This window comes from Nostoc sp. UHCC 0251, assembly GCF_034932245.1.
In the GTDB taxonomy this organism is placed as follows: domain Bacteria; phylum Cyanobacteriota; class Cyanobacteriia; order Cyanobacteriales; family Nostocaceae; genus Nostoc.
Genome location: NZ_JAYGHD010000331.1, coordinates 20,835 through 27,056, shown reverse-complemented (window position 1 = coordinate 27,056; position 6,222 = coordinate 20,835). Strand labels below are relative to the sequence as shown.

General features: G+C 39.9%; 10 protein-coding genes and 1 pseudogene. 8 read left to right on the top strand and 3 right to left on the bottom strand.

The genetic code is table 11. The annotated features are described in order from the left end of the window. From VB740_RS27715 to VB740_RS27700, 4 genes are all read left to right on the top strand, one after another. The coding region (locus tag VB740_RS27715; protein ID WP_323203063.1) for a hypothetical protein at positions 1-255 on the top strand (255 nt) is incomplete at its 5' end. A 15-nt stretch (positions 256-270) separates the two neighbouring features. Beyond that, positions 271-495: a type II toxin-antitoxin system HicA family toxin gene (locus VB740_RS27710; protein WP_323203062.1), complete on the top strand. Its 225-nt coding sequence runs from the start codon at positions 271-273 to the stop codon at positions 493-495. Further along, complete coding sequence (locus tag VB740_RS27705) at positions 492-716, top strand: type II toxin-antitoxin system HicB family antitoxin (protein ID WP_323203061.1); 225 nt, start codon at positions 492-494, stop codon at positions 714-716. The genes VB740_RS27710 and VB740_RS27705 overlap by 4 nt, the downstream gene beginning before the upstream one ends. Before the next feature lie 18 nt (positions 717-734). Next, on the top strand, positions 735-974 hold the full coding sequence (locus VB740_RS27700; RefSeq protein ID WP_323203060.1) for a type II toxin-antitoxin system HicB family antitoxin: 240 nt from the start codon (positions 735-737) through the stop codon (positions 972-974). Here the strand turns inward: VB740_RS27700 and VB740_RS27695 are convergent. Together VB740_RS27695 and VB740_RS27690 are read right to left on the bottom strand one after the other, a co-directional pair. Then, complete coding sequence (locus tag VB740_RS27695) at positions 954-1,340, bottom strand: type II toxin-antitoxin system VapC family toxin (protein ID WP_323203059.1); 387 nt, start codon at positions 1,338-1,340, stop codon at positions 954-956. The genes VB740_RS27700 and VB740_RS27695 overlap by 21 nt on opposite strands. Beyond that, a complete protein-coding gene (locus VB740_RS27690; protein ID WP_323203058.1) occupies positions 1,340-1,567 on the bottom strand; it encodes a type II toxin-antitoxin system Phd/YefM family antitoxin in 228 nt (75 codons plus the stop codon). The genes VB740_RS27695 and VB740_RS27690 overlap by 1 nt, the downstream gene beginning before the upstream one ends. 324 nt (positions 1,568-1,891) lie before the next feature. Between VB740_RS27690 and VB740_RS27685 the strand changes: the two are divergent. Then, positions 1,892-2,224: pseudogene (locus VB740_RS27685) on the top strand (hypothetical protein); the annotation flags it as partial. A 401-nt stretch (positions 2,225-2,625) separates the two neighbouring features. After that, positions 2,626-2,880: a hypothetical protein gene (locus VB740_RS27680; RefSeq protein ID WP_323203057.1), complete on the top strand. Its 255-nt coding sequence runs from the start codon at positions 2,626-2,628 to the stop codon at positions 2,878-2,880. 17 nt (positions 2,881-2,897) lie between these two features. Here the strand turns inward: VB740_RS27680 and VB740_RS27675 are convergent, their stop codons facing one another. Further along, entirely contained in the window at positions 2,898-4,244 is a 1,347-nt protein-coding gene (locus VB740_RS27675; protein WP_323203056.1) for an NAD(P)/FAD-dependent oxidoreductase, read from the bottom strand. Between the two features lie 803 nt (positions 4,245-5,047). Between VB740_RS27675 and cysE the strand changes: the two genes are divergently transcribed. Together cysE and VB740_RS27665 are read left to right on the top strand one after the other, a co-directional pair. Next, positions 5,048-5,788 (top strand): serine O-acetyltransferase, encoded by a 741-nt coding sequence (gene cysE, locus VB740_RS27670; RefSeq protein ID WP_323203055.1) that lies wholly within the window; start codon positions 5,048-5,050, stop codon positions 5,786-5,788. An 87-nt stretch (positions 5,789-5,875) separates the two neighbouring features. Beyond that, a complete protein-coding gene (locus tag VB740_RS27665; RefSeq protein WP_323203054.1) occupies positions 5,876-6,106 on the top strand; it encodes an Asr1405/Asl0597 family protein in 231 nt (76 codons plus the stop codon). The last annotated feature ends 116 nt before the right edge of the window (positions 6,107-6,222 follow it).

The window sequence follows — 6,222 nt, the reverse complement described above, 5'->3', positions numbered from 1 at the left end:
ATTTTCAACCGACTCTGCATTTATATTATGCAGCTTAAATGCCGATTAGCTTACCACAACTGCGCTGTTGATGATTCCTTTGAGCGCAAGGAAGAGGATGAAACTAATCCTCGGCGCATTGCACTGGAGATAATTATCAAGCAATTTCCTCAGCATCCCCAGACTTTATCACTGTTGCGCGACAGAGCAGAGAATGACCCAGATGAGCAAGTGCGGGAATTTGCTCAGAAGAAGTTAAAGCAGTGGGAAGGGTAAATGTAAGCTGAGTATATGCCTAAGAAAATCAGAGAACTCAAAAGCTTGTTGCTGCAAGCAGGATTTACTTATAAACCTGCAAAAGGTAGCCACAGTAAATGGATACATCCGCAATTGCCTAAAGCTATCATTATTGCTGGCAAAGATGGTAGCGATGCCAAACCTTATTTAGAAAAACAAGTCAATGAAGCACTAGAAGAACTAAATAAAATGAAAGAAGACGAGGAGACAGAAGAATGAAATATACAATCGTGATTCAATGGTCAGAGGCAGACCAATGTTATGTGGTTTTGCTACCTGAGTTTACGGATATAATGCAGCCTTGCACTCACGGAGAGACTTACGAAGAAGCTCTTAAAAATGCTCAAGAAGTTTTAGAAATGCTGATTGAATCATCTTTGGCTAATGGTGAAACTCTACCAGAGCCTAAAACACTAGGAAAGTCTTTGGAAGTTGCATAGATAAGCAAGAGAAAAAGAATGAATTCTCACTACACAATAATTATTCAGTGGTCTGATGAAAATGATTGTTTTGTTGTCAGTCTTCCTGAATGGCGAGAATTTTGTCACACTCACGGAGATACTTATGAAGAAGCTTTGAAAAATGCTCAAGAAGTTTTAGAAATGCTGGTTGAATCATCTTTGGCTGATGGTGAACCTCTACCGGAGCCAAAAACATTAGGAAAGTCTTTTTTAGTATTACCAAAGTCGCGTAATTGAATAAGCATCAAATACTGTATCCACACTAATAATTGGAATTTTTTCTACCATTGCTTGGGCAATTAAAATTCTATCAAAGGGATCACGATGTTGTAAGGGTAGAGTAGTAATTACATCAATATGGTCGAGATTGATATTGAGTAAATTAAAATCATTCAATGCTAGTTTTTGCTCGATAAAAGTCTTGATTGGTGAACTGAATTTTAGTTTACCAATGCTTTGTTTAATTGACATTTCCCACACGCTAACAATGCTGATGAGCTTTTCATTATTCTCATTTTCTATTAATAGTCTCATCTTGTCACTAAAATTTTCATTTCCTTGGAAAAACCAAATCAAAGTATGAGTATCTAATAACACCTGCATTACATATAATCCTGGAACTCTTCTAATGGTTCATCAAAATCATCCGATATTGTAATCAAATCTTTGGCACTACCAAATAATGGAGAGCGTTTTTTTTCTGGAATCACCGGAGTTAGCTTAACCATCGGCTGTTCATCTTTGGTAATAATAATTTCCTCGCCATTGATTGCTGCTGCGATTAATTCATGTAAGTGTTGTGATGCCGCGTCAATCGTAATGTGTTGCATAACTATCACCATTTAATTAATTATTTTACAGCAATTTTCACAAGTCCACGCTTCGAGTAAACTGTTCAATACGATTGGGAGTGTGTTCAATTTCGGTAAAAAATACGTCTCCCATCTCGTGGCTGATATTGTTAACCATACTTTTTCAGATTTAGTAGCAGGTTATTTTTATTATAAAAGTGGTGTTGTAAATCAGTAAAATTAAATTAAAAGAGGTAATCTCATGACTACATCTGTAAATACTACCAAAGTCTACGACGAAATTATAGAGTTTATTGCTGCTGGCACCACTCCCCAAAGCGTTATCGATTTCAAACTCTCGGATGCAGCCTAGCTTTTGTAAACAATAGTGTCAGTGCTGCTCAATCTAACCGCGAAATTCTTCCAGTCACTTTTGACGTTGAAGAACTTGTCCGGGATTATCAATTAGCTGCTACGCTTACCGAACTTTTAATCTCAGTGCAGCAACTCGCCGAACAGGTAGATGATACTTTAATGGCAGTCGGTAGTGAAGCTATGACTAGCAGTTTGACTGTTTATGATTATGTAAAGACAGCATCGAAAAAGACTCCAGGCTTAAAAACCGTCGCTGAACAGTTGGGCGAACGTTTTAAAGCTATCAAAGGTAGACCGACAAAAGCTGTGTCTGGTTCTTGATAAATTACAGCAATTTTTATACACGTAATTGTAGGGGCACAATATATTGTGCCCCTACGTATGTGGTCTATTCAATTGAAAACCACTGCAATACTCGTTAAAGAGTCTTTGAACTCCATTAAAGAGTCTTTGAACTCCATTAATTGACTCAGAAGAAATTATAGAGCTTCTCTGTTTGCAATACAGACCTAACCCCCAGCCCCTCTTCCCTACAAGGGAAGGGGAGTAAAATTCAAAGCCTCTCTCGTTTTAGGAGAGAGGTTTGGAGAGAGGTCAAAGTGTATTGCATCAAAATGAGAACCGCTATATTTGGTTTTGTTGATTTCTAGCCAGTTGTAGAGCGGGAACTGAACTCTGGTGAGCGCTGTATCATTTATGTAGAGCATTTCTACAGCACTCACTTGACAACTGGCATAGCTGGGACACCAGAAGCGGAAAGTTTTACCTTATCCCCCGTACAACTTCTTTACTGTCCCTTTGTGTTGATATCTCCATTTAAACTGCAACTCGAAGTCATGAAATGCCAAATTGCCGAAATAGCTCAGGGCGGTATCTCATCCCCATATTCTTTTCGTGGAACAGCTAATCTTCACCTAAGATTTCCCACCACACGCCACTCCATCACTCCAATAGCCCTTTATCCCATCGTTGACTAATGCTGTGATACCTGAAGTTACAGAGGTGTCACAGAAGGCTCTTGCACCCTATCGTTAACAGTTTTTGGTTCTACAAAAGCTTCCCGGCCTGTAATCAATCTAGAGCGACGATTACGAGTGATATAATTCCATGCCCACTGAAATACTACTAGTAATTTAGTGTCAAACTCGATTAAGAAGTAGATGTGAACTAATAGCCAAAATGCCCAAGCAATGAAACCTGTGAGTTTGATTAAGCTTAAATCTACAACAGCTAAATTTTGCCCAATCATCGCCAAACTACCCACATCGTTGTAATGAAATTGTGGCAAAGTCTTACCTTGAAGCCGTCGTCGAATTAGTTTACCTACATACTCTCCTTGTTGTTTAGCTACGGGTGCAACACCAGGTAAAGGTTTAGCATCTTGATGGGAGAAGTTGGCTAAATCTCCAATTACGAAAATGTTGTCATAACCTTCGATAGACAAGTCAGGTTCTACAATGACACGCCCAGAGAAATCGCGCTCTACACCTGTAGTTTCTGCTAAGACTTTCCCCATTGGGGAACCTTGAACACCTGCTGCCCACAATATAGTTTTTGAGGCAATTTCTGTAAATTCATTGTCTTGCTTGAAAGTAACAATATCACCTTCAATATTTGTCACTCTGGTGTGAGTGTGGAGTTCTACACCCAACGTTTGCAAAGATACTGCTGCTGATGCCGATAATTCTGGAACCATGTGTGGGAGGATGCGAGGGCCCCCTTGTAATAGTAAAATTTTCGTTTCTGAAGTGTCGATGCTGCGGAAATCTTCTTTGAGAGTTTTGTATGCCAATTCTGCGATCGCACCTGCTAATTCTACACCAGTCGGGCCACCCCCCACAATCACAAAACTCAACCAAGCGCGGCGTTTTTCGGGATCAGTTTCTTTTTCTGCTGCTTCAAATGCGCCAAATATCCGGCGACGCATTTCTATCGCATCTTCCACAGTTTTCAAGCCGGGAGCAACTTTTTCCCAGTGATCTTTACCAAAATAGGAATGGTTCGCACCTGTGGCAACAATTAATGTATCATAAGGTACTACTTCATCACCCAAAATAACTTGTTGCGCTTTTGGATCAATTTCATTTACTTCTCCCAACAACACCTTTGTATTCTTGCTTTTCTTAAATACAGATCGCAATGGTGCGGAAATATCAGAAGGTGATAGCGTACCTGTGGCAACTTGATATAAAAGCGGCTGAAATAGGTGAAAGTTGCGTTTATCAATGAGAGTAACATTTACATTCGCTGCATTCAGACCCTTTGCTGCATATAGTCCACCAAAACCACCACCAATGATAACAACCTGATGTGGTGCATTCTTATTAATTCCAACTGCCATAAGAAATATGCCCTTGTGTTAAGAAGCTGTAACTATTCTTAACAAAGATGTAACAGCATTATGATAGAGGTTGCTGTTTATTTAGAACAATTGAAAAAATACTAAAAGTAGCCAAAGTTAGTTCTTAGCCCACAGTTTCAGATTGTTCTCAGAAAAGATTTGGCCCACTTCACCAATTAGGTAGGTACATTTGTCCATTCTATAATTTGCTGCACAAGGAAAAACCCTGTTGTTTTACTGGAGTGATTCAGTAATCAAATCAGATTCCTATATTTGCGCTTATTGAAATGCTTTCCTTCAACACATCTATATAATAAGATATTCTCTATGAGCTATAACTATATTTTGAAACGTATACATACATACAGACAGGAAATCCTAAGAGAAAATAAAGAAACCTGTCATTCGCCTATCCAAATAATAAGATACTAATAGTAATAGGAGATACAGAATATTGATTTGTAGCCTCATCTAAATCACCTTTGAGTGCATCTGAGTACAGCTTAATATATTGCAAAATATCTTGATGAAATGTTTGCAAAAGCTTACAGGTAAAGTTTCTTGTAGCGAGCACAGAAATTCTTTAACCCTGCCCCAAAAATACTAGTACCCCTATCATTAAATACTAGCGCCCCTAACCCAAGAGAAATTTTAAGTTTATCTTGAGTCGGGGTTTTGGCGTATGAGTACAACCTTAATCAATCCAATAAATCCAATCAGCATTGAGTTTTGTATCGAGTTGTAAGTCACCTGATATAAGCATAAAAATAGCAGATGACTCTTTTACCAGATAGACATTACCGATGCAACAGTCTTTAGACAGTATTAGCGATACCCCAAGTACCAAAACGCAGGATTCTGCCCATACATCCATGCTGAAAAATCTCCTCTCTGGCGTTTTTTTTGAGCCATTATTGAGTGATTTTCGCATTATTTTTGAGCGCGACCCAGCAGCACGTAATTGGTTAGAAGTGGTGTTTTGCTACCCTGGATTGCACGCACTCTGTTTGCATCGTCTTGCTCACTGGTTACATTGTCGAAGAGTCGGTTTTATCCCCCGCTTAATTTCTCACTTAGGGCGATTTTTGACCGGAATTGAAATTCACCCAGGCGCAGAAATTGGTCAGGGCGTGTTTATCGACCACGGAATGGGTGTTGTCATTGGCGAAACTGCGATCGTGGGCGACTATACACTGATTTACCAAGGCGTCACCCTTGGCGGAACTGGTAAAGAAACTGGTAAGCGTCATCCCACAGTGGGCCAAAATGCAGTGATCGGGGCGGGTGCGAAAGTTTTGGGTAATCTGCAAATTGGCGATCGCGTCCGTATTGGTGCAGGTTCCATTGTCTTGCGGAATATCCCCAGCGATTGCACAGTTGTGGGAGTTCCCGGTCGAATTATTTCTCGGAATCAAAGCGCCAACCTTTCTCCTTTAGAACATGGAAAGCTGCCCGATGTGGAAGCAACCGTGATTCGTTCTTTGCTCTCGCGCATTGAGCAACTCGAAAAACAACTGCAAACTTTAAGCGTTAAGAGTCATTAGTCATTGGTCATTGGTCATTTGCAAATGACAAAGGACAAAGGACAAAGGACAACTGACAAATGACAACTGACAAAGGACAAAGGACAAATGACAAATCACGTTTTGCAGATTCCTTTGAGCGATCGCTGGCGAATCTATTACCGATTGCAAGAGTTAAAAATTAAGAGTTCCTGTCCCCCCGATGGTTCTTTACGAGTGCAAGTGAACAATTTACTAGAAGCGATCTTAATTCGCAGTATAGTGATGCAATTTCTTGCTTCTCGTCACGAATTATTAGATTGGTTAGAGCGTTGCTGGCATTACAGTGATGAGTCATGAGTACAAATGAAAAGTTTTTCATACCCCACTCCCCACTCCCCACTCCCTACTCCCCTCTTTGTTCATAGATGCACAAAGCTCGAATAGGTTTAGAAGTTGAAGTTACTGTAAGCTAG

Excerpts from the sequence above, each read along its gene's own strand:
- VB740_RS27710 (WP_323203062.1), top strand. The coding sequence starts at position 271 with ATGCCTAAGAAAATCAGAGAACTCAAAAGCTTGTTGCTGCAAGCAGGA.
- VB740_RS27705 (WP_323203061.1), top strand. The coding sequence starts at position 492 with ATGAAATATACAATCGTGATTCAATGGTCAGAGGCAGACCAATGTTAT.
- VB740_RS27700 (WP_323203060.1), top strand. The coding sequence starts at position 735 with ATGAATTCTCACTACACAATAATTATTCAGTGGTCTGATGAAAATGAT.
- VB740_RS27695 (WP_323203059.1), bottom strand. The coding sequence starts at position 1,340 with ATGCAGGTGTTATTAGATACTCATACTTTGATTTGGTTTTTCCAAGGA.
- VB740_RS27690 (WP_323203058.1), bottom strand. The coding sequence starts at position 1,567 with ATGCAACACATTACGATTGACGCGGCATCACAACACTTACATGAATTA.
- VB740_RS27675 (WP_323203056.1), bottom strand. The coding sequence starts at position 4,244 with ATGGCAGTTGGAATTAATAAGAATGCACCACATCAGGTTGTTATCATT.
- cysE (WP_323203055.1), top strand. The coding sequence starts at position 5,048 with ATGCAACAGTCTTTAGACAGTATTAGCGATACCCCAAGTACCAAAACG.
- VB740_RS27665 (WP_323203054.1), top strand. The coding sequence starts at position 5,876 with ATGACAAATCACGTTTTGCAGATTCCTTTGAGCGATCGCTGGCGAATC.